This is a genomic window from Salmonella sp. FC25216 (genome assembly GCF_057751355.1).
Window position 1 is genome coordinate 73,513 of the sequence record NZ_JBDGON010000007.1, and the last position, 23,701, is coordinate 97,213.

Sequence of the window (23,701 nt, forward strand, 5' to 3'; positions counted from 1 at the left end):
TTTATGGACAACGCAACAGGAGGTTTAGCTATGCTCATTCTTATCCCTATTCTCATTTTCGTCGCGCTGGTGATCGTCGGCGCGGGCGTCAAAATCGTTCCGCAGGGATACCAGTGGACGGTGGAGCGCTTTGGACGTTACACCAAAACTCTGCAGCCGGGATTAAGCCTTGTTGTACCGTTTATGGACAGAATTGGCCGCAAGATCAATATGATGGAGCAAGTGCTGGATATTCCGTCTCAGGAGGTGATCTCAAAAGATAACGCCAACGTCACTATCGATGCGGTCTGTTTTATTCAGGTTATCGATGCACCGCGCGCCGCGTATGAAGTCAGTAACCTGGAACTGGCGATCATTAACCTTACCATGACCAATATCCGTACGGTGCTCGGTTCGATGGAGCTGGATGAAATGCTTTCCCAGCGCGACAGCATCAACACGCGGCTGCTGCATATTGTCGATGAAGCCACCAATCCGTGGGGAATTAAAGTTACCCGTATCGAAATTCGCGATGTCCGCCCGCCCGCGGAATTGATCTCCTCGATGAACGCCCAGATGAAAGCGGAACGTACCAAACGCGCCTATATCCTTGAGGCCGAAGGGGTACGTCAGGCGGAAATCCTGAAAGCCGAAGGGGAAAAACAGTCGCAGATTCTGAAAGCCGAAGGCGAACGCCAGTCCGCTTTCCTGCAGGCGGAAGCGCGCGAACGTTCCGCCGAAGCAGAAGCCCGCGCTACGCAGATGGTGTCTGAAGCCATCGCCGCCGGGGATATTCAGGCGATAAACTACTTTGTGGCGCAGAAATACACCGAAGCGTTACAGCAAATCGGCTCGGCGAATAACAGCAAAGTGGTCATGATGCCGCTGGATGCCAGCAGTCTGATGGGCGCTATCGCCGGGATCAGCGAGCTGGTTAAGGACAGCGCCAGCGAACGGAAAAAACCATGATAGCGATGATTCTGGTACATCCGCATATCTTCTGGCTTAGCCTCGGCGGCCTGTTGTTGGCCGCGGAAATGCTCGGCGGTAACGGCTATTTGCTGTGGAGCGGCGTGGCGGCAGTGATTACCGGCTTAACCGTTTGGCTCTTACCGCTCGGCTGGGAATGGCAGGGCGTGCTGTTTGCGGCCTTAACGTTACTGGCAGCCTGGCTTTGGTGGCGCTGGCTGGCGCGTCGCGTGCGGGAACAGAAGCCGACCGACAGCCGCCTTAACCAACGCGGACAACAACTGGTAGGCCGCCGGTTTATGCTTGATGCCGCGTTAGTTAACGGACGGGGGCATATGCGTGTCGGCGACAGCTCGTGGCCGGTATGCGCTGACGAAGACCTGCGCGCAGGTACGCATGTCGAAGTGATCGCCGTGGAAGGCATCACCCTACGCATTCGTGCTGTTTAATCAACGTGACTTTTGTGCCTTGTGATGGCAGCAGCCGGAAAGATTATCAATAATCGGGCAGTCGGCGCTGTCATCGCCGGGACAACTCTCCGCCAGTGCCAGCAGTTGATCGCGCATTGATTGCAGCTCGCTGATATGGCGCTCAATCTCCGCGACCTTTTCCAGCGTCCGCTTTTTCACATCTGCGCTATGACGTCGCGGATCGTTAAACAGATTGACCAGCTCGCCGCACTCTTCCAGATTAAACCCCACCTGCCTCGCCTGTCGCAGCAACGTCAGCTCGTTTAAATGCTTCTGCGTGTAGGTGCGATAACCATTTTCGCTACGTAATGGCGGCGTCACCAACCCTTTCTCTTCATAAAACCGAATGGCTTTGCTGGTTAAACCGGTTTTTTTCGCCACATCGCTAATATTCATATTTCCCCCTTGACCTTAACCTTGCTGGAAGGTTTAACCTTTATCACAGTGAGTCACTACGATTACTAAGGTCAATGAATTGATGACCAATCATAAAGGAGTTTTTACTATGTCTCAAACTATCGACCTGACCCTGGACGGTTTGTCCTGCGGTCATTGCGTTAAACGCGTGAAAGAAAGTCTTGAACAACGTCCGGATGTTGAGCTGGCGGACGTCACCGTAACCGAAGCGCACGTTACCGGTACCGCCAGTGCGGACGCGTTAATTGAAACCATCAAACAAGCCGGGTATGGTGCGACGTTAAGCCACCCAAAGGCTAAACCGCTGACGGAGTCATCAATCCCGTCGGAAGCACTGGCAGCGGTTCCTCATGAGCTTCCGGTAGCGACGGCCGATGAAGAAAGCCAACAGTTGCTGTTAAGCGGCATGAGCTGCGCCAGTTGTGTCACCCGCGTACAACATGCGCTACAAAGCGTACCGGGCGTCACGCAGGCACGGGTAAACCTGGCGGAACGCACTGCGCTGGTGATGGGCAGCGCGTCCGCCGCTGATTTAGTGCAGGCGGTGGAAAAAGTCGGCTATGGCGCAGAGGCGATTGAAGATGACATCAAACGCCGCGAGCGCCAGCAGGAAACCGCCATCGCCACCATGAAACGTTTTCGCTGGCAGGCAATCGTCGCTCTGGCGGTCGGTATACCGGTCATGGTCTGGGGGATGATCGGCGATAACATGATGGTGACCGGCGACAACCGCAGCCTGTGGCTGGCTATTGGCCTCATCACGCTTGCGGTGATGGTCTTTGCGGGCGGTCACTTTTACCGTAACGCGTGGAAAAGCCTGCTGAACGGCACGGCGACGATGGATACGCTGGTGGCGCTCGGCACTGGGGTCGCCTGGCTCTACTCCATGAGCGTCAACCTGTGGCCGCAGTGGTTCCCGATGGAAGCGCGGCACCTCTATTACGAAGCCAGCGCGATGATTATCGGTCTGATTAATCTCGGACACATGCTGGAAGCGCGCTCCCGTCAGCGTTCCTCAAAAGCGCTGGAAAAATTACTCGACCTCACCCCGCCAACCGCACGCGTAGTGACAGAAGACGGCGAAAAAAGCGTCCCGCTGGCGGACGTTCAGCCGGGGATGCTATTGCGGCTAACTACCGGCGATCGCGTGCCGGTGGATGGCGAAATTACCCAGGGCGAAGCGTGGCTTGATGAAGCCATGCTGACCGGCGAGCCTATTCCGCAGCAAAAAGGCGAAGGCGACAGCGTTCATGCCGGTACCGTTGTACAGGACGGCAGCGTCCTGTTCCGCGCCAGCGCGGTGGGCAGTCATACCACGCTGTCACGCATTATTCGCATGGTACGCCAGGCGCAAAGTAGTAAACCGGAAATAGGCCAACTGGCCGATAAAATCTCCGCAGTATTCGTTCCTGTGGTGGTGGCCATTGCGCTGATCAGCGCCGCTATCTGGTATTTCTTCGGTCCGGCGCCGCAAATTGTTTATACGCTGGTCATCGCCACAACCGTACTGATTATCGCCTGCCCCTGCGCATTAGGCCTGGCGACGCCAATGTCGATTATTTCCGGCGTAGGCCGCGCTGCCGAGTTCGGCGTGCTGGTACGCGACGCCGATGCCCTGCAACGCGCCAGTACGTTGGATACCCTCGTTTTTGATAAAACCGGGACTCTGACGGAAGGCAAGCCGCAAGTAGTGGCGGTAAAAACCTTTAATGGCGTTGATGAAGCTCAGGCGTTACGTCTGGCAGCCGCGCTCGAACAAGGGTCCAGCCACCCGCTGGCCCATGCAATTCTGGAAAAAGCCGGCGACGATAAACTGCCGCAGGTGAACGGTTTCAGAACGCTGCGCGGACTGGGCATCAGCGGTGAAGCGGAAGGTCATCAACTGCTTCTTGGGAACCAGGCGTTACTGAACGAACAACACGTCGCCACGGATGACATGACGGCGGAAATCACCGCGCAGGCCTCGCAAGGCTCTACCCCGGTCCTGCTGGCGATTGACGGTAAAGCGGCGGCGTTACTGGCAGTACGCGATCCATTGCGTAGCGATAGTATTGCCGCGCTTGAACGCCTGCACAGCGCCGGATACCGTCTGGTGATGCTCACCGGAGATAACCCAACGACGGCTAATGCAATTGCCAAAGAAGCGGGCATTGATGAAGTGATTGCGGGCGTTCTGCCAGATGGCAAAGCCGATGCGATTAAACGTCTACAAAGCCAGGGTCGTCAGGTCGCGATGGTCGGCGATGGTATCAACGATGCACCCGCGCTGGCGCAGGCGGACGTCGGTATCGCGATGGGCGGCGGCAGTGATGTGGCGATTGAAACCGCGGCGATTACGCTGATGCGCCATAGTCTGATGGGCGTGGCGGATGCGCTGGCCATTTCGCGCGCGACGTTGCGCAATATGAAGCAAAACCTGCTTGGCGCATTTATCTACAACAGCATTGGTATCCCGGTGGCCGCCGGTATTCTGTGGCCGTTTACCGGTACCTTGTTAAACCCGGTAGTGGCGGGCGCGGCAATGGCGCTGTCTTCCATTACCGTCGTGAGCAATGCCAACCGATTATTGCGCTTTAAACCAAAAGCGTAAACGCTTATCCGGTCTGACGGGATTTCTCCAGGCCGGATAAGACGCGTTCGCGTTGCTATCCGGCCTTTTCTCTCGTCGCGAATTCATTGTATCTTCCTGGGCCACGCGCTAGCATGGCTGTCTACTCAAGGAGGTCGTATGGATCTGTTGTACCGGGTAAAAACGCTGTGGGCCGCATTGCGCGGCAATCATTATACCTGGCCTGCCATCGATATCTTTTTGCCTGGCAACCGTCATTTTCACCTCGTCGGCAGTATCCATATGGGTACGCGCGATATGGCGCCCCTTCCCTCCAGACTGCTTAAAAAGCTTAAACGCGCCGATGCGCTGATTGTCGAAGCCGATGTCTCCGGTCATGATTCCCCGTTTGCCAGTCTGCCGACGTTTGCTGCGCTGGAAGATCGCATCAGCGAAGAGCAGTTGCGCAACCTGCGAAAAGTCGTCGAAGAGTTAGGCATTTCCCTGTCGCTGTTTTCCACTCAGCCGCTATGGCAAATCGCCATGATTTTACAGGCGACGCAAGCGCAACAGTTAGGCTTACGCCCCGAATACGGAATCGATTATCAACTGTTGCAGGCCGCGAAACAGACGCAAAAACCGGTGATCGAACTGGAAGGCGCAGCCAGTCAGATTGCGCTACTGTGTCAGTTACCGGATAACGGGCTGGCGCTGCTGGATGATACGCTGACGCACTGGCATACCAACGCCCGTCTGCTACAACAAATGATGAGTTGGTGGTTAAAAATGCCGCAGCAGAATGGCCATATCACCTTACCCAAAACCTTTAGCCAGTCACTGTATGATGTGCTGATGCATCAACGTAATCTTGCCTGGCGGGATCGCCTGAATGCCATGCCGCCAGGACAATACGTGGTCGCCGTTGGCGCGCTCCATCTTTATGGGGAAGGAAATCTGCCGGAATTGATGCGTTAAAAAAATGGCCAATATCGCTATTGGCCCGTCAAAGAGGAATTTCATCATTATTATTATCCCGACGCTTTCGCTTCGGATCTTCAGATTGTCGCTCAAAGTTGCCGCAACTGCCAAGACCTAATGCACAAGATTATACTATTTTTTAGTCCGCCTTCGGGCGTATGCTGATGGCAAATCACGTCTGTAGTAAGAAGGAACGTTATGACACCCGCAGTTAAGTTACTCGAAAAGAACAAGATTCCGTTTAACATTCACACCTACGATCACGATCCGAATGAAACTAACTTTGGCGATGAAGTGGTGCGTAAGCTCGGGCTAAACGCCGATCAGGTGTATAAAACGCTTTTGGTTGCCGTGAATGGCGATATGAAGCAACTGGCAGTCGCCGTGACGCCTGTAGCCGGGCAACTGGATTTGAAAAAAGTCGCCAAAGCACTGGGCGCGAAAAAGGTCGATATGGCCGACCCGATGGTAGCACAACGTACCACGGGATATCTGGTCGGCGGGATCAGTCCGCTGGGGCAGAAAAAACGGCTGCCCACGTTGATTGACGCGCCCGCCCGCACGTTTGCCACTATTTATGTTTCCGGCGGTAAACGCGGACTGGATATTGAACTGGCGGCTGACGATTTGGCTGCCATACTGGGTGCCAAATTCGCTGATATCGCGCGTCGGGATTAAGCCTGCGCGAAATAGTTTTGCCGGATGGCGCCGCAAACGCCTTATCCGGCCTACAGCATATATAATCCGTAGGCCTTAAAGCTGCGCGCCATCAGGCAGTGATGGCTATCAGTACCGCTACAGCCAGCTCACCTCACCCTTTGGCGCAAAAGCCGCCGCATCCAGCGGCGAATTCTGCTGAATAAACTCTTTCAGCACTTCCGCGTCAATAAACCCGGTATTCACGTATCCCGGTTTGTTATCAATGCGCGGATAACCATCGCCGCCCGTGGCGTTGAAACTCAGCGTCGCCATGCGGTAGGTTTTGGCCGGATCAACAGGCTCGCCTTTGATTTTCAGATCGGTGAGCTTGCCCTCTTTGGCGACAAAGCTCACATTGGCGAACTGTGGATAGGCGCCGGAGTCCGGTTTCATCTGCGCTACGGCAGTGAGATAATCAACCACCTCTTTGCCGCTCATATCGGCATACACCACAATGTTGCCGAACGGTTGCACCTTGAGCACGCTTTTATAGGTAATGTCTCCCGCCTCAATCGAGTCGCGAATGCCGCCGCCGCTCATCACGCCAAAATCGGCGCCAGTGCGCGCGATCTGCGCGGCCAGAATCACCCGCCCCATATTGGTCTGGACAAATCTGACCTTACTACGATCGCCTTCAAGAAACCCATTCACGCTACCAATTTTCACCTCCAGTTGCGCTTTACCTTTATTCTGGAACGGCGTTAATAACGAGAGCATTTGCGGATTTTCTGCGATTTCCGGCGTGTAAAGTACACGCTCGCTTTTCCCGTTATCCCAGGTCACTTTTTTCTTGAGATTTACCGGAATGAGCTGATAGTTAACCATTTTCATTTCGCCGTTACGGAATTCGAAATCCGCGCGGCCCACATATTTACCCCACTCATGCGCCTGCACGATCCAGATGCCGTTTTGCTTATCCGGCGCGCAGGGCGTTCCCGGTACGTAATTCACCTGTTTTTTATTTTCCGACGCCATGCATACCGGGTCTTGTGAGTGGCCACCCACAATCATCGCCAGCGAACCGGCAGGCAGGCTACGCGCCATCTCTACATCGCCCGGCGCATTCGAACCGTGATCGCCGTTGTCATAATGTCCCATATGCGTGGCCGCGATAATCACGTCCGGTTTTTCATTCATATTGAGTTCCTGAATCACCACCTTTGCTTCTTCAGCAGGTTTACGAAACTCAATATCGGTGAAATATTCCGGGTTGCCTATTTTCGCTGTGTCATCGGTGGTTAAGCCGATTACCGCGATTTTTATATCCTGGCGTGTAAAAATAGCCCACGGCTTAAACAGACGCTCGCCGGTACTTTTTTGATAAATATTGGCGGAAAGAAAAGGAAACTTCGCCCACTTTTCCTGCTGGCGCAATACGGTGAGCGGATTATCAAATTCATGATTACCGACGGCCATAGCGTCGTAGCCAATAAGATTCATCCCGCGGAAATCGGGCTCCGCATCCTGGAGATCGGATTCCGGCACCCCGGTATTAATGTCGCCGCCGGATAACAACAGGACGCTTCCCCCCTCTTGCGCCACCTCTTTACGGATACTGTCCACCAGCGTTTTTTGCGCCGCCAGACCATATTCACCATATTCGCTGCGCCAGAAGTGACCGTGGTGATCGTTGGTGTGCAGGATAGTAATTTTATAGGCTTTATCTTTTTCGTAAGCCTGTGCAGGCTGACTCGCCAGCGCGAACGCCGTCAGTAACGCCAGCGCCACACCCCGTTTCAAAAATTTCATGTTTCTCTCCCTGACTCAATATCAACCGCAGAAATTACCTTTCCTCGCAATAATAGACAAATATGTTTTCAGAATTGAGACTTCCTTCAAACACATTTCACAGGTATGTTAGGCGAGTAATAATTACACATCCGATTATCTCCAATATTGCATAAAATTTAAGTGACTTTCTATGGCCATGAGTGAACCAACCCAGCCGTTAGCCGGCGCGCCCGCAGCGGCCGCTAAAGCACGTACTTCGTTTGGTATTTTGGGCGCGATCAGTCTTTCCCATCTGCTGAACGATATGATCCAGTCGCTAATCTTAGCCATTTATCCCCTGTTGCAGGCGGAGTTCTCGCTGACCTTCGTCCAGATAGGCTTGATCACCCTGACGTTCCAGCTCGCCTCATCGCTGCTGCAACCGGTCGTCGGCTACTGGACGGATAAGTATCCCATGCCGTGGTCGCTGCCTGTCGGCATGTGTTTTACCCTGAGCGGGCTGGTGCTGTTGGCGATGGCGGGAAGTTTTGGCGCCGTATTGCTCGCAGCGGCGCTGGTGGGTACCGGCTCGTCCGTTTTTCACCCGGAATCGTCCCGCGTGGCGCGTATGGCCTCCGGCGGACGTCATGGCCTGGCGCAGTCTATCTTCCAGGTCGGCGGTAACTTCGGCAGTTCGTTGGGTCCGCTGCTGGCCGCCGTGATTATCGCGCCCTATGGCAAAGGGAATGTCGCCTGGTTTGTGCTGGCCGCGCTGCTGGCGATCGTGGTGCTGGCGCAGATCAGCCGCTGGTACGCAGCCCAGCACCGGATAGCGAAAGGAAAGCCAAAAGCGATAATAGCTAACCCGCTGCCGCGCAATAAAGTCGTGCTGGCCGTAAGCGTGTTACTGCTACTCATTTTCTCTAAATATTTTTATATGGCGAGCATCAGTAGCTACTACACCTTTTATCTGATGCAAAAATTCGGATTATCAATACAAAACGCGCAGCTCCATCTGTTTGCCTTCCTGTTTGCGGTGGCTGCCGGGACGGTAATCGGCGGGCCGGTGGGCGATAAAATCGGCAGAAAATATGTGATTTGGGGGTCTATTCTCGGCGTCGCGCCGTTTACCCTCGTTTTACCCTACGCCACGCTGTACTGGACGGGGATTTTAACCGTTATTATCGGCTTTATTCTCGCTTCGGCGTTTTCCGCCATTCTGGTTTATGCCCAGGAACTGCTGCCAGGACGTATCGGTATGGTTTCCGGCCTGTTTTTCGGGTTTGCCTTCGGGATGGGAGGCTTGGGCGCAGCGGTACTGGGGCTGATTGCCGACCATACCAGTATCTATTTAGTTTATAAAATCTGTGCTTTCCTGCCGCTTCTGGGGATACTAACCATATTCTTACCTGATAATCGACATAAAGCATGATTTTATGGCGGTTAAAGGTACGCTTTGACCGCCCGCACATCCCGATGCCATCACGCTTTGCCCATCCCATACTTACCACTTTTCCGTCCCGTGCTCTTTTTACCGTCAGATTCTATCTTTTTCCAAAACACAACCATTATTTATAAACATCCTGATTGAAATTGTCATAAACTATTACCCGGAGTTTTGGAGTCCAACAACCAAAGGAGACGGAATGCATCACGCCACCCCGCTTATCACCACCATTGTCGGCGGCCTTGTGCTCGCTTTTATTCTCGGCATGATTGCCAACAAATTGCGTATTTCTCCACTGGTGGGATATCTGTTAGCGGGCGTTCTGGCGGGACCCTTTACACCGGGTTTTGTTGCGGATACCAAACTGGCTCCTGAGCTGGCGGAGCTCGGCGTGATTCTATTGATGTTCGGCGTCGGGCTGCATTTTTCACTGAAGGATTTGATGGCGGTAAAGTCTATCGCCATTCCCGGCGCCGTCGCCCAGATAGCGGTGGCGACGCTGCTGGGTATGGCGCTTTCCGCCGTGTTGGGATGGTCATTAATGACCGGCATCGTCTTTGGGCTCTGTCTGTCTACCGCCAGTACCGTCGTCCTGCTGCGCGCGCTTGAGGAGCGACAACTCCTTGATAGCCAGCGCGGACAAATCGCCATCGGCTGGCTGATTGTCGAAGATCTGGTGATGGTGCTAACGCTGGTCTTGCTGCCCGCCGTCGCCGGCATGGTGGAAAAAGGCGATGTCGGCATAGCCTCGCTGGCGGTCGATATGGGGATGACCATTGGTAAAGTGGTGGCGTTTATCGCCATCATGATGCTGGTTGGACGCCGCCTGGTACCGTGGATTATGGCCCGCAGCGCCGCCACCGGTTCGCGCGAATTATTCACTCTTTCCGTACTGGCGCTGGCGTTAGGCATTGCGTTTGGCGCGGTAGAATTGTTTGACGTCTCTTTTGCGCTGGGCGCGTTCTTTGCCGGAATGGTGCTTAATGAGTCGGAACTGAGTCACCGGGCGGCGCACGATACGTTGCCGCTACGCGACGCATTTGCCGTCCTGTTTTTTGTTTCCGTCGGCATGCTGTTCGATCCGTTAATATTGATCCAACAACCGCTGGCGGTGCTGGCGACGCTTGCCATTATCGTCTTTGGTAAATCGATCGCCGCGTTTTTCCTGGTGCGTTTGTTCGGTCACTCGCCGCGAACCGCGCTGACCATTGCCGCCAGCCTGGCGCAAATCGGCGAGTTCGCCTTTATTCTCGCCGGACTCGGCATGGCGCTCAACCTGCTACCGCAAGCGGGTCAGAACCTGGTGCTGGCAGGCGCTATTTTGTCGATTATGCTTAATCCTGTGCTGTTTGCCCTGCTGGAGAAGTATCTGGCGAAAACTGAAACGCTGGAAGAGCAGACGCTGGAAGAGGCTATCGAAGAAGAGAAGCAAATTCCGGTGGATATTTGTAATCATGCCCTACTGGTGGGTTTTGGCCGCGTCGGCAGTCTGCTGGGGGAAAAATTACTGGCGGCGGGTATTCCGCTGGTGGTTATCGAAACGTCCCGTACCCGCGTGGATGAACTGCGCGAACGCGGGATTCGCGCCGTGCTGGGCAATGCCGCCAACGAAGAAATCATGAATCTGGCGCATCTGGACTGCGCCCGCTGGCTGCTATTGACCATCCCCAACGGTTACGAAGCCGGTGAGATCGTCGCCTCAGCGCGGGAAAAAAGCCCGGGTATTGAAATTATCGCCAGAGCGCATTACGACGATGAAGTCGATTACATTACTGAACGCGGGGCGAACCAGGTCGTGATGGGCGAGCGAGAGATTGCCCGGGCGATGCTGGAACTCCTTGAAACGCCGCCCGTGGGTGAAGTCGTCGCCAGTTGAGGGGTTGCCGGATGACACCAGGCGCCTTATCCGGCATGGAACGTCCCGGTTTACGTAGACCGCGCCACCAGGCAGTCAACGCCGGACGGCCCGATGCGCCCAGCGCCATCGGGCAAGACAGACTAGCGATCCCAGTACGACTCTTCCAGACTATCCTCACGCTCCGGTAGCCCACGCGTCAGACGCGGAGAGTGTTGGTTCAGTACCTGATAGCTGACACGGTTAGCATATTTACACACCTGCGCCAGCGACGAATAGGTCAGCCAGGTGAATTTGTGCTTACTGGAATTCGGTACGTTGCTACGATGGTAATTGTTCGCCGTAATATCATGCAACAGCGCCGCCAGCGCGCCATCGCCTGCGCCGTTGGTGTTCATGATTTTTTCCGGCCCGCCCATATACGGCGCAATGTGCGAATAGACGCGTAGCGGATTAATACAATCTTTATGGCGCATCGCCCGGCTAAATTCATACTGGTTAAATTCAGCGATAGCCCCCGGCAGCAGCGGATGCTGGGTTTTACGTTTTGCTTCCTCTTCGGTGAAGCCTGCCATATATAACCCTATCGGCCCGGCAGTGCATAACACCAGGTCGACCCAGTCCAGCGCCTTATCCGCCGCCAGCAGCGGATCGTTTTCGCCGGTCAGCGCTTCCGCTTCTTCTTCATTCATTGCCAGAATCGAGACATTCTCTTTGAGAAACGCCTGCCACCACTGCGGGTTATCGGCAATCACAAATTTGGTGCCCAGCGTCATGACAACCGGCACGTTATGCTTTTTCGCGTATTCGATCGCTTTCATCGTCGCGTCAGGCATCGGTTCGCCAGGCTTACAGCGCACCAGATATGAGGTCAACACCAGCGCGGAGGCGCCAGCGATCACCGCTTCCGGAATACTTTCCGCCCGTAGCTGATTCATATGCCCGGGACTGATAGCGAAAGTGCGCTCGCCGGATTCGCCAATCAGCGTGAAACAGCGGCCAATCGGGCCATCTACAGCTTGCAGATAATTCAGGTCGGTACGGCTGGAAGTATTACACAGGTAGCGATAAGCGTAGCTGCCAATCTCAATGTTGCTGCACATCACGCCCAGTAACACCGAACGGTCATCCGCCAGTACCGAGTAGTTATGCATCGTATTGCCTATAGTACCGCCAGCAAACTGATGAGTGATCAGATTTTCCCGCGTCAGTTCCTGATACAGCTTCTCCGCCACCTCGTCTTCTATCACCAGAGAATGCCCGGCGCTTAATCCATAGCGTGTAATAAAATCGTCATCCACTTTCGCCTCAATATCCACCAACGTTTGGTCGATACCGACGACCCAGGAGGCGTTGGTTTCCTGTTCTGGCTGAATTTGTTGCAACAACGGGTCACGCGCATTGACGGGAAAATAGTGTTTGGATTTACGTTTACCGGGAAATTTCATGATTGTGCTTACGGATGAATAACGGAGCGCTGCATGGTAGCACATTCCTCCTAATACGCGCGACGGGTGACGGCGTTTCAATATCAGACGGCGAGATCGCAGTTTCTCCAGCCGCATTTTTTACAATGGTTCACTTTCACAAGGAGCGTTTTATGAAGCCGGAAAATAAAATTCCCGTACTCACCCGACTTTCAGACGAAATGAAAGCCGTCGTGAACTTCCAGCAACCTGGCCTTCCCCCCTGGCCTGCCGATGGCGATATTGAGACCCAACGTCAGTATTATCTTCTTGAGCGCCGTTTCTGGAATGCCGACGCGCCGCCCATGGCCACCCGCACCTGCGCCGTCCCTACGCCTTATGGCGATGTAACAACCCGGCTCTACTCGCCGCAGCCGACCAGTGAGGCCACCTTATACTATTTGCACGGCGGCGGATTTATCCTCGGTAATCTGGATACGCATGACCGGATAATGCGTCTGCTGGCGCGTTATACCTGCTGCACCGTGATCGGTATTGATTATTCGCTGTCGCCGCAAGCGCGTTATCCGCAGGCCATTGAAGAAACCGTCGCGGTATGTCGCTACTTCTCTCAACATGCCGATAAATACTCGCTCAACGTGGAGAAAATCGGTTTCGCCGGAGATTCCGCAGGCGCCATGCTGGCGCTTGCCAGCGCGCTCTGGTTACGTGATAAGCAAATTCGCTGCGGTAACGTTATCGCTATTCTGTTGTGGTATGGGCTGTATGGGTTGCAGGATTCGGTAAGCCGGCGTCTGTTCGGCGGCGAGTGGGACGGCCTGACGCGTGAGGATCTGGACATGTACGAAAAGGCCTATCTGCGTAACGAAGAAGATCGGGAATCGCCCTGGTATTGTCTGTTTAATAACGATCTGACGCGTAACGTGCCGCCCTGCTTTATTGCCAGCGCGGAGTTTGATCCGCTCATTGATGACAGCCGTTTGCTGCACCAGACATTACAGGCGCACCGGCAGCCCTGCGAATACAAAATGTATCCCGGCACGTTGCACGCCTTCCTGCACTATTCACGGATGATGACAAGCGCCGACGATGCCTTGCAGGACGGCGCGCGCTTCTTTATGGCGAGAATTAAGACGCCGCGTTAACGGTACGGCGCCGTGAGTTTCAGCATCATATCAATATGTTCCGGCGTCGCGTTCAGCGCCGGAATGTACGCGTATTTTTTACCGCCCGCTTCAAGGAAAATCTCGCGGTTCTGTTCCGCTATCTCTTCCAGTGTCTCCAGACAATCCGCGGCAAATCCCGGACACATAACCTGAATATGGCCCGTTCCCTTTTCACCCAACATTTTTAGCGTTTCATCGGTGTACGGCGTCAGCCACGGTTCACGGCCAAAGCGCGACTGGAATGTCATCATTACCTTTTCCGGCGGCAGCTCCAATGCGGAAACCAGCTCGCGCGTGGTATCGCGACAGCGCTGCGGGTAGTCATCGCCTTCATCCGCATAACGTTGTGGAATGCCGTGATAGGAGAGCAGAAGTAAATCCGGCTCGCCGTGTCTGGCGAACGACTCACACGCGCTTTTCGCCAGCGCATCGATATAAGCGCCGTCATCCGCGTAATCGCGAATAAATGAGATACCGGGAATACGACGTTTACGCGCCAGTATCCGCCCCAGTTCGTCCCAGACTGCGCCCACCGTTGAGCAAGAGTACTGCGGGTACAACGGCAGCACGACGATATGGTCGACGTCGCTTGCTAACAGTTCATCGACAGCGCTTTCCAGCGAGGGCGAGCCGTAGCTCATCCCCAGCGCGACGGGCGTGTCTGGCAGCCGCGCGGCCAGCGCCTGTTGCTGTTCGCGGCTATATACCATGAGCGGCGAACCGCCATCCATCCAGATAGATTGATAGAGTTTCGCGACGCGCGGAGAACGCAACGGTAAAATAATGCCGCGCAGTAGCGGCCACCATAGCAGACGAGGAGTATCTACCACGCGTCTGTCGCTTAAAAATTGTTTAAGGTAGCGCTTTACCGCTTCGGGAGTTGGGGCATCTGGCGTGCCAAGGTTAGCCAGCAGGATACCGGTTTTCGTCTGACGCATTGCCGCCTCTTATCTATTCAAATTGTTGATAATTGTAGCGGAAAAGCGAAGAAGAAAAACTAATTGCTGTGAAAGGCACAAAGGGATGTTGCCTGATGGCGCGCAGCGTTAAGACCTGGGGTCTTGTAGGCAGGATAAGGCGTTTACGCCGCTATCCGGCACTCAATGCGCCGGATAGCGTCATACATTAACCGAGGATTTTTTCCAGGTCGGCACGCACGTCGGCAACGGCCTGCGTACCGTCAACTTTGGCGTATTTAGTGTTGCCCGCTTCCGCTTCTTTCTGGTAGTAGCCAATCAGCGGCGCGGTCATCTGATGATATTCCACCAGACGTTTGCGAACGGTCTCTTCCTGATCGTCTTTACGAGTCGTCAGATCTTCACCGGTGACGTCATCTTTGCCTTCTACTTTCGGCGGATTAAACTTAACGTGGTAAACGCGGCCAGATGCGGCGTGTACGCGACGACCAACAATACGGTCAACGATCAGTTCGTCCGGTACGTCAAATTCCAGCACGTAATCCACCACAATACCCGCTTCTTTCATCGCGTCAGCCTGCGGGATCGTGCGCGGAAAACCGTCCAGCAGAAAGCCGTTACGGCAGTCTTCCTGGGCGATGCGCTCTTTAACCAGCGCGATCACCAGTTCATCGGTCACCAGTTTACCGGCGTCCATGATATCTTTCGCCTGTTTGCCCAGCTCGGAGCCTGATTTCACTGCGGCGCGCAGCATATCGCCGGTGGAGATTTGCGGAATACCATATTTCTCCATGATGAACTGAGCCTGAGTTCCTTTACCCGCGCCCGGAGCGCCAAGCAGAATAATACGCATTACGAAAATCCCCTCAAAGGTTGTCGATATTTTTAAAAAAGCGCTAAACGATACCACCATCACGCATTTCGCTCAAGGAAGCAGCCCCGGGCTGAAACGGTTAACGATGGGAAAATTGAAAATAAGGCGGGAAAATGCCGGATGGCAGTGTAAACACCTTATCCGGCCTGAGATCGACGAGATGTTGTAGGCCGGATAAGCGTTAGCGCCATCCGGCATCACATAACCGCTATCAGGATACCAGCAGTTGGTTCATACGGCGGATAAACTGGTTCGGATCTTCCAGCGTGCCGCGTTCGGCAAACAGCGCCTGATCCAGCAGCAGCTCGACCCACTCTTTAAACTGCGCTTCATCCTGGGTATCGGCAGTGCGTTTGACCAGCACATGATCCGGGTTGAGCTCAAAGATATATTTCACTTCCGGTACGGACTGACCGGCCGCGGCGAACAGTTTCGCCATCTGGGTGCTCATTTCATCCGCATCGGTGGTGACAATCGCCGGCGTATCGGTTAAACGGTGCGTCAGACGCACGTCTTTCACGCGATCGCCCAGCAGGGTTTTGACACGCTCCACAAACGGCTCAAGCGCCTTTTCCGCTTCTTTCGCGTTTTCGTCTACTTCATCCGCCAGTTTTTCGATGGACTCATCGGCTTTGGCGACAGACTGGAACGCTTTACCGTCAAACTCGGTCAGGTAGTTCATCATCCACTCGTCGATGCGATCGGAGAGCAGCAGCACTTCGATGCCTTTCTTACGCAGCAGTTCCAGATGCGGGCTATTTTTCGCCGCCGCATAGCTGTCTGCGGTGATGTAGTAGATTTTTTCCTGCCCTTCTTTCATCCGGGAGACGTAATCTTCCAGCGACACGGTCTGTGCGGAAGAGTCGGTATAGGTGGAGGCAAAGCGCAACAGTTTGGCGATCGCTTCCTGGTTGGCGTGATCTTCCGCCGGGCCTTCTTTCAGCACCAGACCGAACTGTTTCCAGAAGGTTTGGTATTTTTCCGCGTCGTCTTTCGCCAGTTTTTCCAGCATTTGCAGAACGCGTTTGGTCAGGGCGCTGCGCAGATTACGCGTCACCGTGCTGTCCTGCAGGATTTCACGGGAGACGTTCAACGGCAGGTCGTTAGAATCAATCAGGCCGCGCACGAAACGCAGATAGTTCGGCATGAACTGCTCGGCATCGTCCATAATGAACACACGCTGTACGTATAGCTTCAGGCCATGTTTGTGATCGCGGTTCCACAGATCCCACGGCGCCTGCGACGGGATATACAGCAGGCTGGTGTATTCCTGCTTGCCTTCCACGCGGTTGTGGCTCCAGGTCAGCGGATCGGTAAAATCATGCGCGATATGCTTGTAAAACTCGTTGTACTCGTCGTCTTTAATTTCCGACTTGTTGCGGGTCCACAGCGCCTGGGCCTTGTTGATTTTCTCCCAGGAAATCACGGTTTCGCCGTCTTTTTCTTCCCGTTTTTCAATCTCTACCGGCAATGCGATGTGATCGGAATATTTGCTGATAATCGAGCGTACGCGCCAGTCATCGAGGAATTCATCTTCGCCTTCACGCAGGTGTAAGGTGATTTCCGTACCGCGGTCATCTTTGGTGATATCGGCAACGGTGTATTCGCCTTCGCCTGCCGATTCCCAGAACACGCCATTTTCCGGCTTGTCGCCTGCCGCACGGGTACGTACGGTCACTTTATCGGCAACGATAAACGCGGAGTAGAAGCCTACGCCAAACTGACCGATGAGCTGGCTATCTTTCGCCTGATCGGACCCCATTGATTCGAGGAAAGATTTGGTGCCGGACTTGGCAATGGTGCCTAAGTGGTCAATCACCTCATCGCGATTCATCCCCACGCCGTTATCAGCAATGGTCAACGTACGCTTATCTTTATCGAAAGAGACGCGCACACGCAGCTCGCCATCGCCTTCATACAGGTCCGGGTTTGACAGGGCGCGGAAACGCAGCTTGTCCGCCGCATCTGAGGCGTTAGAGATGAGTTCACGCAGGAAGATTTCTTTATTGGAATAAAGAGAATGGATCATCAGGTGCAGAAGCTGTTTAACTTCTGACTGAAAACCACGCGTTTCTTGTCCTTTCATGTGGATAGACCTCAACAATGCCATTTTTAATGGTAAAAATACGTTGAGGGTGAGATGGGGACAAGCGGGTGTGATTTCAAGCGGAGGCCGCGAATGCCGCCTCCGTTTGTTCAGAAAATAATCTTATGGCGTCCCGCCAAAGAGTGGGACAGCGTCGTACCGTCGACCATCTCCAGTTCGCCACCAACCGGCACGCCGTGGGCGATACGGCTAGCCTCGACGCCATACTCCGCGCACAGCTCGGCAATATAGTTCGCGGTAGCCTCCCCTTCAACCGTCGGGTTGGTCGCGAGGATCAGCTCGCTGATTTTTTCTGACGCCAGTCGCTGTTCCAGACGATCGAGACCGATATCATCCGGCCCGATGCCGTCCAGCGGCGACAGGTGGCCCATCAGTACAAAATACCGCCCGGAAAATTGCCCGGTCTGCTCAATGGCGTAGATATCCGCAGGACTCTCCACCACGCAAATCTGGCCGTTTTCCTGACGCCGCGGGTTCGAACAGATATTACAGATATCCTGCTCGGTAAAGGTGCGGCAATCGGCGCAGTGGCCGATTTCCGACATCGCCCGGGTCAGCGCCTGCGCCAGGCGCATTCCGCCACTGCGATCGCGCTGCAACAGGGTAAACGCCATCCGCTGCGCCGACTTAGGGCCGACGCCCGGCAGGCAGCGCAACGCTTCCATAAGCTGAGTTAACAGCGGACTGGTTTGCATCAGAATGGCATCTTAAAGCCTGGCGGCAGTTGCATACCGGAAGAGACGGAAGCCATCTTCTCTTTCTGCGTCTCTTCAATGCGGCGCGCCGCATCGTTGAAGGCCGCAGCGACCAGATCTTCCAGCATCTCTTTGTCATCTTCCAGCAGGCTTGGGTCAATTTCCACGCGGCGGCAGTTATGCGCGCCGTTGATGGTAACCTTCACCAGACCCGCGCCGGATTCGCCGGTTACTTCTAGCTGCGCAATCTCTTCCTGCATTTTCTGCATTTTTTCCTGCATCTGCTGGGCCTGTTTCATCAGATTGCCCAGACCGCCTTTTCCAAACATAAGCTCTCTCTCTTGATGGTTCACAATCGCAAGCCAGGCTTACGATCAAATGGGGCGGATACTCTCTTCATCCAGCTCTGCGTCGAAGAATCGGCGTAGCGTCTGAATGTTATTATCCGCGATAATTGACTCACGCGCCTGCGCGAGTTTCTCTTCATAAATGGCCTGACGCCATTCCAGCGGCGTACGCACTGCGGGATTATCATCTTCAACGATGGTCAGTTCAACCGTCGTTCCTGTCAGATCGCTTAGCGCTTGCGCCAGCTTTTGCTGCGCGCCGCTGGAGTTGAGATGCCGCTGCGTCGAACGCAGATGCAGACAAACCGCGTTGCCGTTTTGCTCCTTCCAGGCATTGAGCGCCACCTGCTCCACCAGCTTAGGCAGAGAAAGCTGGCTAACCTGCGCTGCCCACGGATCGCGCTCAATAGCTTCCGCCGCCAGTTTAGCCGCCAGCTCCGGCGTTTTTTCATGCTCCAGAGCTTTCTTAAGCGCTTTTGGCGTAGCCACCACTTCTTTGGTTTGCACTACCGGCGTGGTGGCCTTCCAGCGATAAGCCTCTTTCTTTACTGACGCCGTTTCCAGCGCAGACACCGCCGGGCGCGCCTGTACGCGCTCTGAAACCGAGGCCAGCCGCTCCAGCGCAGAGTTATTCACCGGCCGCGCGCGGGATGCGGCTGCCGGTTCACTCTTTTTTGTTTTGGTTACTCCCTGCGCGCGTTGTAGCTGATTACGCGCCGCCAGCACCTGACTGGTGGAAGCTGGCAGCGGCGCTGGCGATGTCTGCGACGCGGGCGCCGACTGCTGCGGCACCTGCGTCGGCGTCATTACCGCCGTTGGGGCGACGGGCGCAAAAGACTGCCGCGGCGTTTCAGGCTCCGGCAAGGGCATACGCGGGTGAAACGCCAGCGCACGCAGTAACGTCATTTCAACGCCCATTCGCCGGTCCGGCGCCCAGGGCAATTCTTTGCGGCCAATCAACAACGTCTGATAATAGAGCTGGAGATCGCCGGGAGGCACCGTCCGGGCAAGTTCGCGCATCCGTTGCTCAATAGCCGCCATATCGCTGCCTAACGCGGCAGGCGAAAGTTGCACCATCGCAATACGGTGCAGCAGGCTAAGCATTTCGACCAGCAGCGCTTCCCATTCAATACCGCGTGCCGCCGCCTCGTTGATAAGCGACATGACGCGTTCGCCGTTAGCGTCAACCACCGCCTCGACTAATGACAATGCCTGGTCGTCGTCCAGCGTACCGAGCATGGCGCTTACCGCCTGCGTCGAGACCTGTCCATCGCCGCTGGCGATCGCCTGGTCAGTCAGACTTAATGCATCGCGCAGGCTGCCGTCAGCCGCGCGTGATAATAACTGCAACGCGCGGGGTTCGTGAGCGATATGTTCCTCATTGAGAATATGCTCAAGCTGATGACGAATCTGTTCAACATCCAGCGCTTTGAGATGAAACTGTAGGCAGCGCGACAAAATGGTCACCGGTAGCTTCTGCGGATCGGTGGTCGCCAGTAAAAATTTCACATGCGCTGGCGGCTCTTCAAGCGTTTTAAGGAGCGCATTAAAGCTGTGGCGCGACAGCATGTGGACTTCGTCTATCAGATAGACCTTAAAGCGACCGCGCGCAGGCGCGTACTGGACGTTATCCAGCAGGTCGCGGGTGTCTTCGACTTTGGTACGCGATGCGGCGTCAATCTCAATGAGATCGACAAAACGCCCCTGCTCAATTTCCCGGCAGTTATCGCAAACGCCGCACGGCGTCGCGGTGATGCCGGTTTCACAGTTCAGCCCCTTCGCCAGCAGTCGGGCGATAGAGGTTTTACCGACGCCGCGCGTGCCGGAAAAAAGATATGCGTGATGAATGCGCCCTAACGACAAGCCGTTCGCCAGTGCGGTCAGCACATGTTCCTGGCCGACGACGTCAGCAAAGGTTTGTGGGCGCCATTTTCGGGCTAAGACCTGATAACTCATTGGCAGGCTCTGAAACGCTGGAAGGTGGATTCATAGGAGGGTAATGCTAACACAACCTCGCCGATACAGCGAGGTTGTCTCTCTGGCTAAAATAGCAGTGCGGATAGTCTGAATTAATGCCCTGGAAACGGCACCAGGCTATAACAGGTAATCCCCTGCTTTTCCAGACGCTGCTCACCGCCCAGATCGAACAAATTGATGATGAACGCCGCATCGGTGACTTTCCCGCCCAGACGACGGATCAGCTTCACGGTCGCCTCAATGGTGCCACCTGTCGCCAACAGATCGTCCACGACCAGCACGTTGTCGCCAGGTTTAATCGCGTCGACATGGATTTCCAGCTGATCGGTGCCATACTCCAGTTCATAGGTCTCGGCAATAGTTTCACGCGGTAATTTGCGCGGTTTACGTACCGGAACAAAACCAACGCCCAGCCCAAGCGCAACCGGCGCGCCAAACAGGAAGCCACGCGCTTCGGTGCCGACCACTTTGGTAATACCCGCATTTTTATAACGCTCAACCAACAGGTCAATACTGAGCGCGTAGGCTTTCGGGTCTTCCAGTAAGCTGGTGACATCACGGAAAAGAATGCCCGGTTTCGGGTAATCCTGAATGCTTTTGATGCTGTTTTTGAGAAACTCAAGCTGCTGTGCAGTCGCGGTCATGGATATATGCCTGCTAAGTACGGTGTTACTCACGGCGCAATACTTTTCGGTCAGGAGTAACGCTCGGTTACTCTTTGACCGCCTGCGCCTGTGCTCGAAAACGGTCGAATTTACTGGCTGTGAACGACAATTGCAACAGCGATTCGTGTGCTTCAGCGCTTTTGTTGCTTTTCATCAATCACCGGTATCCGCCACATAAAAATCAGCAGGCAGGTCAAAATAACCAACAGCAGCACCCGCACCCACATCATATTCACCAGCCACAGCGAAATACCAAAGGTCAGCAATATCAGCGCGATCGCTCGCGGTTTTGCTCCCGGCGGCATGGCTCGATAGCGTTGCCAGTGGCGCAGATAACCGCCAAACCATGAGCGGTATAACAGCCAGGCATGGAAACGCGGCGACGAGCGGGCGAAACACCAGGCCGCCAGTAAAATGAACGGCGTAGTCGGCAACAGGGGCAAAACCACGCCCAATGTCCCTAATACTACCGCCAGCCAGCCAATGATGATTAAAATAGTACGTTGCATAATGCGAATCGTTATCAAACAGAAGGCTACTGTAGCACAGCCTGTCTTATTTTCATCGGGGTGTTGAATTGAAAACCGCTATGCTGTTACAGACGCTGGAAGAGAGGCTGGCGACGCTACGCCAACGCTGCGCGCCGCTGGCGCAACATGCGACGTTAAGCGCGCGCTTTGACCGGCATCTTTTCCGTACCCGCAGTACTCTGTTGCAGGGATATCTGGAAGAGGCAGACGCCAATCTCGCCGCGCTGCGTCAGGCGGTAAAACATGAGCAACTGCCGCAAGTCGCCTGGCTGGCGGAACATCTGGCTTCGCAACTAGAGGCGATATCGCGTGAAACCGCCGCCTGGTCGCTGCGCCAGTGGGACACCGCCGCGCCAGGACTTGGCCGTTGGCAGCGCAGACGAATACAGCATCAGGAGTTTGAACGTCGACTCCTGGCGATGACACAGGAGCGCAAAATTCGTCTGGCGCAGGCGACCCGCCTTGTCGAACAACAAACGCTGCAAAAGGAAGTCGAGATCTATGAAGAACGACTGGCGCGCTGTCGACATGCGCTGGAAAAAATAGAAAACGTACTGGCGCGTTTAACCCGTTAATCCAGGAGAAAGTATGTCGCTTGAAAATGCCCCTGATGAAGTCAAACTGGCCGTGGATTTAATTGTTCTACTTGAAGAGAATCGCTTACCGGCACGAACGGTGCTACGCGCGCTGGAAATTGTTAGGCGTGATTATGAAAACAAGTTAAAAAGTACGGAAGACGACTCGCAAACAGAGTAATTGCCCCCTGGTTTGTCCTCGTTGTCGCTGACAGAGTGGTCGCCACAGTCAGGCAACAAGGGACGGGTCATGGAACGTCTACCCACCACGCCGCACGATGCGGTATTTCGACAGATGCTGATGCAAAAAGAGGTCGCCCGCGACTTTCTGGCTATCCACTTGCCAGAAGCCTTTCTTGAAATCTGCGATCTGGATTCACTGAAGCTGGAGTCGGGGAGTTTTGTTGAAGGCAATTTACGCAGCCGCTATTCAGATATTCTCTACTCTCTGCATACCCAACACGGCCCCTGGTATGTTTACGCGCTCATTGAACATCAGAGCAAATCAGACCGGCTGATGGCTTTTCGCCTGATGCGTTACGCCATTGCCGCAATGCAGCGTCATCTGGATGCCGGTCATGATACCTTGCCGCTGGTGGTGCCAATCCTCTTTTATCACGGTCCGGAAAGCCCGTGGCCCTATAGCCTTAACTGGCATAATATGTTTGTGAAACCGGATATGGCGAAGGCCTTATACCCAAAATAATTCGAGTTGCTTAAAGGCGGCAAGGGAGTGAGTCCCCAGGAGCATAGATAACTATGTGACTGGGGTGAGCGAGCGTAGCCAACACATAAGCAACTTGAAGTATGAAGGGTATATACAGTCATGAATTTGCGCTGGTCGACCTGACGATAATGCCGGATAATCAGCTTTTGCAGCATCGGCGGATAGCGATGTTAGCGCTCCTGCAAAAACATATTCGTCAACGCGATTTAAGCGAACTGCTCGACCCCCTTATCACACTTTTAACGCAGGACCATTTAACGGACACGCAGCTCAGTGTGCTGGTCAACTATATGTTGAAAGCAGGAAACGCCGCAGAACCCGGGGCGCTGATTCGTCAACTGGCGCAGGGCGCGCCGCAGTATAAGGAGCAACTGATGACAATAGCGGAATGGCTGGAAGAAAAAGGCCGCACGGAAGGGTTGCAAAAGGGCCTGCAAAAAGGGCTTGAGCAAGGGTTAGCACAAGGCCGTGAGGCCGAAGCGCGCGCTATTGCCCGCAAAATGCTTGCCAACGGGCTGGAACCCGGACTCATCGCCAGCGTCACCGGCATTACGCCGGAAGAGCTTTCTACGCTTTCGCATTAGCGGTGCCGCGCGCACTAATAAAGCGCGCGGCCCACCGC

21 protein-coding genes, 2 pseudogenes and 1 other annotated feature are annotated in these 23,701 nt (G+C 54.6%); of the genes and pseudogenes, 12 read left to right on the top strand and 11 right to left on the bottom strand.

What is annotated here, in order from left to right; genetic code table 11:
* Window positions 1-30 precede the first annotated feature (30 nt).
* Window positions 31-948, top strand: a complete 918-nt coding sequence (locus AC3G3F_RS15120) for an SPFH domain-containing protein (RefSeq protein WP_000906147.1) — start codon at window positions 31-33, stop codon at window positions 946-948.
* A complete protein-coding gene (locus AC3G3F_RS15125) occupies window positions 945-1,397 on the top strand; it encodes an NfeD family protein (RefSeq protein ID WP_000561177.1) in 453 nt (150 codons plus the stop codon). The genes AC3G3F_RS15120 and AC3G3F_RS15125 overlap by 4 nt, the downstream gene beginning before the upstream one ends.
* Here the strand turns inward: AC3G3F_RS15125 and cueR are convergent, their stop codons facing one another.
* A complete protein-coding gene (cueR, locus tag AC3G3F_RS15130; protein ID WP_001026761.1) occupies window positions 1,398-1,814 on the bottom strand; it encodes a Cu(I)-responsive transcriptional regulator in 417 nt (138 codons plus the stop codon). It abuts the gene before it with no gap.
* A 109-nt stretch (window positions 1,815-1,923) separates the two neighbouring features.
* Between cueR and copA the strand changes: the two genes are divergently transcribed.
* The 3 genes from copA to ybaK all read left to right on the top strand — a co-directional run bounded on the left by copA (window position 1,924) and on the right by ybaK (window position 6,039).
* A complete protein-coding gene (gene copA / locus AC3G3F_RS15135) occupies window positions 1,924-4,425 on the top strand; it encodes a copper-exporting P-type ATPase CopA (RefSeq protein ID WP_488395265.1) in 2,502 nt (833 codons plus the stop codon).
* A gap of 138 nt (window positions 4,426-4,563) precedes the next feature.
* Complete coding sequence (locus AC3G3F_RS15140; protein WP_023246720.1) at window positions 4,564-5,358, top strand: TraB/GumN family protein; 795 nt, start codon at window positions 4,564-4,566, stop codon at window positions 5,356-5,358.
* A 201-nt stretch (window positions 5,359-5,559) separates the two neighbouring features.
* Window positions 5,560-6,039, top strand: a complete 480-nt coding sequence (gene ybaK, locus AC3G3F_RS15145; protein WP_000186618.1) for a Cys-tRNA(Pro)/Cys-tRNA(Cys) deacylase YbaK — start codon at window positions 5,560-5,562, stop codon at window positions 6,037-6,039.
* 117 nt (window positions 6,040-6,156) lie between these two features.
* On the opposite strand, the gene ushA is transcribed toward ybaK, so the two are convergent.
* Window positions 6,157-7,809, bottom strand: a complete 1,653-nt coding sequence (gene ushA, locus AC3G3F_RS15150) for a bifunctional UDP-sugar hydrolase/5'-nucleotidase UshA (protein ID WP_488395267.1) — start codon at window positions 7,807-7,809, stop codon at window positions 6,157-6,159.
* A gap of 172 nt (window positions 7,810-7,981) precedes the next feature.
* On the opposite strand from ushA, the gene AC3G3F_RS15155 reads away from it, so the two are divergent.
* A complete protein-coding gene (locus AC3G3F_RS15155) occupies window positions 7,982-9,202 on the top strand; it encodes an MFS transporter (protein WP_023246718.1) in 1,221 nt (406 codons plus the stop codon).
* 214 nt (window positions 9,203-9,416) lie between these two features.
* Window positions 9,417-11,093, top strand: a complete 1,677-nt coding sequence (ybaL, locus tag AC3G3F_RS15160; RefSeq protein WP_053508516.1) for a YbaL family putative K(+) efflux transporter — start codon at window positions 9,417-9,419, stop codon at window positions 11,091-11,093.
* Window positions 11,094-11,215: 122 nt separating this feature from the next.
* On the opposite strand, the gene gsk is transcribed toward ybaL, so the two are convergent.
* Window positions 11,216-12,520, bottom strand: a complete 1,305-nt coding sequence (gsk, locus tag AC3G3F_RS15165) for an inosine/guanosine kinase (RefSeq protein WP_023246716.1) — start codon at window positions 12,518-12,520, stop codon at window positions 11,216-11,218.
* A 152-nt stretch (window positions 12,521-12,672) separates the two neighbouring features.
* Here gsk and aes point away from each other — a divergent pair, with 152 nt between their 5' ends.
* Window positions 12,673-13,644 carry an acetyl esterase gene (gene aes, locus AC3G3F_RS15170; RefSeq protein ID WP_488395270.1) on the top strand — a complete coding sequence of 324 codons (972 nt, stop codon included), beginning with the start codon at window positions 12,673-12,675 and terminating at the stop codon, window positions 13,642-13,644.
* Here the strand turns inward: aes and hemH are convergent.
* The 8 genes from hemH to AC3G3F_RS15210 form a co-directional block, all read right to left on the bottom strand.
* Entirely contained in the window at window positions 13,641-14,603 is a 963-nt protein-coding gene (gene hemH, locus AC3G3F_RS15175) for a ferrochelatase (protein WP_488395271.1), read from the bottom strand. The two genes, aes and hemH, sit on opposite strands and share 4 nt — an antisense overlap.
* Window positions 14,604-14,790: 187 nt before the next feature.
* Window positions 14,791-15,435, bottom strand: a complete 645-nt coding sequence (gene adk / locus AC3G3F_RS15180; protein ID WP_023246713.1) for an adenylate kinase — start codon at window positions 15,433-15,435, stop codon at window positions 14,791-14,793.
* Window positions 15,436-15,667: 232 nt separating this feature from the next.
* The gene (htpG, locus tag AC3G3F_RS15185) at window positions 15,668-17,542 is read right to left on the bottom strand and encodes a molecular chaperone HtpG (RefSeq protein ID WP_053508520.1); all 1,875 of its coding nucleotides are present in this window, start codon (window positions 17,540-17,542) and stop codon (window positions 15,668-15,670) included.
* A 110-nt stretch (window positions 17,543-17,652) separates the two neighbouring features.
* A complete protein-coding gene (gene recR, locus AC3G3F_RS15190) occupies window positions 17,653-18,258 on the bottom strand; it encodes a recombination mediator RecR (protein ID WP_001195019.1) in 606 nt (201 codons plus the stop codon).
* Entirely contained in the window at window positions 18,258-18,587 is a 330-nt protein-coding gene (locus tag AC3G3F_RS15195) for a YbaB/EbfC family nucleoid-associated protein (protein WP_000467098.1), read from the bottom strand. Before AC3G3F_RS15195 ends, recR begins: the two co-directional genes overlap by 1 nt.
* Window positions 18,588-18,632: 45 nt before the next feature.
* Entirely contained in the window at window positions 18,633-20,561 is a 1,929-nt protein-coding gene (gene dnaX, locus AC3G3F_RS15200; RefSeq protein WP_023246711.1) for a DNA polymerase III subunit gamma/tau, read from the bottom strand.
* Window positions 19,236-19,300, bottom strand: a sequence feature (DnaX frameshifting element). Its footprint overlaps the gene before it by 65 nt.
* A gap of 113 nt (window positions 20,562-20,674) precedes the next feature.
* The gene (gene apt / locus AC3G3F_RS15205) at window positions 20,675-21,226 is read right to left on the bottom strand and encodes an adenine phosphoribosyltransferase (RefSeq protein WP_023246710.1); all 552 of its coding nucleotides are present in this window, start codon (window positions 21,224-21,226) and stop codon (window positions 20,675-20,677) included.
* Between the two features lie 152 nt (window positions 21,227-21,378).
* Window positions 21,379-21,756 carry a DUF454 family protein gene (locus AC3G3F_RS15210; protein WP_023178567.1) on the bottom strand — a complete coding sequence of 126 codons (378 nt, stop codon included), beginning with the start codon at window positions 21,754-21,756 and terminating at the stop codon, window positions 21,379-21,381.
* 68 nt (window positions 21,757-21,824) lie between these two features.
* On the opposite strand from AC3G3F_RS15210, the gene priC reads away from it, so the two are divergent.
* From priC to AC3G3F_RS15230, 4 genes and pseudogenes are all read left to right on the top strand, one after another.
* Window positions 21,825-22,352 carry a primosomal replication protein N'' gene (gene priC / locus AC3G3F_RS15215; protein ID WP_023246709.1) on the top strand — a complete coding sequence of 176 codons (528 nt, stop codon included), beginning with the start codon at window positions 21,825-21,827 and terminating at the stop codon, window positions 22,350-22,352.
* A gap of 13 nt (window positions 22,353-22,365) precedes the next feature.
* On the top strand, window positions 22,366-22,533 hold the full coding sequence (rsmS, locus tag AC3G3F_RS15220; RefSeq protein ID WP_023246708.1) for a pleiotropic regulatory protein RsmS: 168 nt from the start codon (window positions 22,366-22,368) through the stop codon (window positions 22,531-22,533).
* Between the two features lie 69 nt (window positions 22,534-22,602).
* Window positions 22,603-23,046 (top strand): annotated as a pseudogene (locus AC3G3F_RS15225) (Rpn family recombination-promoting nuclease/putative transposase); the annotation flags it as partial.
* Between the two features lie 116 nt (window positions 23,047-23,162).
* Window positions 23,163-23,663 (top strand): annotated as a pseudogene (locus tag AC3G3F_RS15230) (Rpn family recombination-promoting nuclease/putative transposase); the annotation flags it as partial.
* Window positions 23,664-23,701: the final 38 nt, after the last annotated feature.

Coding starts and splice junctions, on each gene's coding strand:
- AC3G3F_RS15155 (WP_023246718.1), top strand. CDS start 7,982: ATGGCCATGAGTGAACCAACCCAGCCGTTAGCCGGCGCGCCCGCAGCG.
- ybaL (WP_053508516.1), top strand. CDS start 9,417: ATGCATCACGCCACCCCGCTTATCACCACCATTGTCGGCGGCCTTGTG.
- copA (WP_488395265.1), top strand. CDS start 1,924: ATGTCTCAAACTATCGACCTGACCCTGGACGGTTTGTCCTGCGGTCAT.
- AC3G3F_RS15120 (WP_000906147.1), top strand. CDS start 31: ATGCTCATTCTTATCCCTATTCTCATTTTCGTCGCGCTGGTGATCGTC.
- htpG (WP_053508520.1), bottom strand. CDS start 17,542: ATGAAAGGACAAGAAACGCGTGGTTTTCAGTCAGAAGTTAAACAGCTT.
- dnaX (WP_023246711.1), bottom strand. CDS start 20,561: ATGAGTTATCAGGTCTTAGCCCGAAAATGGCGCCCACAAACCTTTGCT.
- ybaK (WP_000186618.1), top strand. CDS start 5,560: ATGACACCCGCAGTTAAGTTACTCGAAAAGAACAAGATTCCGTTTAAC.
- ushA (WP_488395267.1), bottom strand. CDS start 7,809: ATGAAATTTTTGAAACGGGGTGTGGCGCTGGCGTTACTGACGGCGTTC.
- AC3G3F_RS15210 (WP_023178567.1), bottom strand. CDS start 21,756: ATGCAACGTACTATTTTAATCATCATTGGCTGGCTGGCGGTAGTATTA.
- adk (WP_023246713.1), bottom strand. CDS start 15,435: ATGCGTATTATTCTGCTTGGCGCTCCGGGCGCGGGTAAAGGAACTCAG.
- gsk (WP_023246716.1), bottom strand. CDS start 12,520: ATGAAATTTCCCGGTAAACGTAAATCCAAACACTATTTTCCCGTCAAT.
- AC3G3F_RS15125 (WP_000561177.1), top strand. CDS start 945: ATGATAGCGATGATTCTGGTACATCCGCATATCTTCTGGCTTAGCCTC.
- apt (WP_023246710.1), bottom strand. CDS start 21,226: ATGACCGCGACTGCACAGCAGCTTGAGTTTCTCAAAAACAGCATCAAA.
- recR (WP_001195019.1), bottom strand. CDS start 18,258: ATGCAAACCAGTCCGCTGTTAACTCAGCTTATGGAAGCGTTGCGCTGC.
- hemH (WP_488395271.1), bottom strand. CDS start 14,603: ATGCGTCAGACGAAAACCGGTATCCTGCTGGCTAACCTTGGCACGCCA.
- aes (WP_488395270.1), top strand. CDS start 12,673: ATGAAGCCGGAAAATAAAATTCCCGTACTCACCCGACTTTCAGACGAA.
- rsmS (WP_023246708.1), top strand. CDS start 22,366: ATGTCGCTTGAAAATGCCCCTGATGAAGTCAAACTGGCCGTGGATTTA.
- AC3G3F_RS15195 (WP_000467098.1), bottom strand. CDS start 18,587: ATGTTTGGAAAAGGCGGTCTGGGCAATCTGATGAAACAGGCCCAGCAG.
- AC3G3F_RS15140 (WP_023246720.1), top strand. CDS start 4,564: ATGGATCTGTTGTACCGGGTAAAAACGCTGTGGGCCGCATTGCGCGGC.
- cueR (WP_001026761.1), bottom strand. CDS start 1,814: ATGAATATTAGCGATGTGGCGAAAAAAACCGGTTTAACCAGCAAAGCC.